The sequence below is a fragment of the Rhizobacter sp. P3_B12 genome, from assembly GCF_056402895.1.
The window spans coordinates 1-717 of record NZ_JBFUGN010001635.1 but is presented as its reverse complement, the minus strand read 5'-3'; the positions used below and the strand labels follow the sequence as shown (position 1 = coordinate 717).

1 protein-coding gene is annotated in these 717 nt (G+C 69.9%); it reads left to right on the top strand.

Going from position 1 to position 717, the window contains the following annotated elements:
- The first annotated feature begins 61 nt into the window (after positions 1–61).
- Positions 62–586 (top strand): tripartite tricarboxylate transporter TctB family protein, encoded by a 525-nt coding sequence (locus tag AC1D01_RS37375; protein ID WP_477874962.1) that lies wholly within the window; start codon positions 62–64, stop codon positions 584–586.
- Positions 587–717 lie beyond the last annotated feature (131 nt).

Genomic DNA, 717 nt, shown 5'->3' with positions numbered 1-717 from the left:
GCGCTGTGCGCCGGCCAGCCTGCGTTTGAGGGGCGGATTGAATGACGCAAGGAGGTAGACCATGAACGAGCCCGTGAGCAAGCCCGTGAACAGGCGATCCGAGATCGGCATCGGCGCCGGCGCGATCGGCCTGGGGGCCGTGATGGCCATCGGCGCGGCGCAGATCAAGAGCGAGGTGGGTTACGGCGGCGTCGGCGCAGGCTTCCTGCCGTGGCTGATGGCGGCGGCGATGGCGCTGTGCGGCGTGCTGCTGATCGTGCAGGCCACGACCGGCGGCTTTCGCGCGATGCCCGAGGGCAGCGAAGACACCCCCGCGCCGTACTGGGTCGGCATGGCCTGGCTGTCGGCCGGCCTGCTGCTGAATGCGGCGCTGATCACGCGCGTGGGCTTCATCCCGTCGTGCTCGCTGCTGTTCGTGCTGGCGGCGCGCGGGTTCCGGCTGTCGATGGGCGGTGGTCGCGCGACGCTGGCCGACTGGGTGCGCGACGTGCTGGTCGGCGCGGCCCTGTCGGCGCCGGTCTACTGGCTGTTCACGAAGCTGCTGGGGCTCAACCTGCCCGGCCTCACCAGCTCCGGCTGGATCTGAACGAGAGCATCACCACCATGGACATCTGGAATTCACTGCTGCAGGGCTTCATGACGGCGGGCACGCCGATCAACCTGATGTGGGCGCTGCTCGGCTGCCTGATCGGCACCGCGATCGGCGTGCTGCCCGGC

What these genes read in the sequence shown, in the direction of transcription:
- AC1D01_RS37375 (WP_477874962.1), top strand. Translation starts at nt 62, where the DNA reads ATGAACGAGCCCGTGAGCAAGCCCGTGAACAGGCGATCCGAGATCGGC.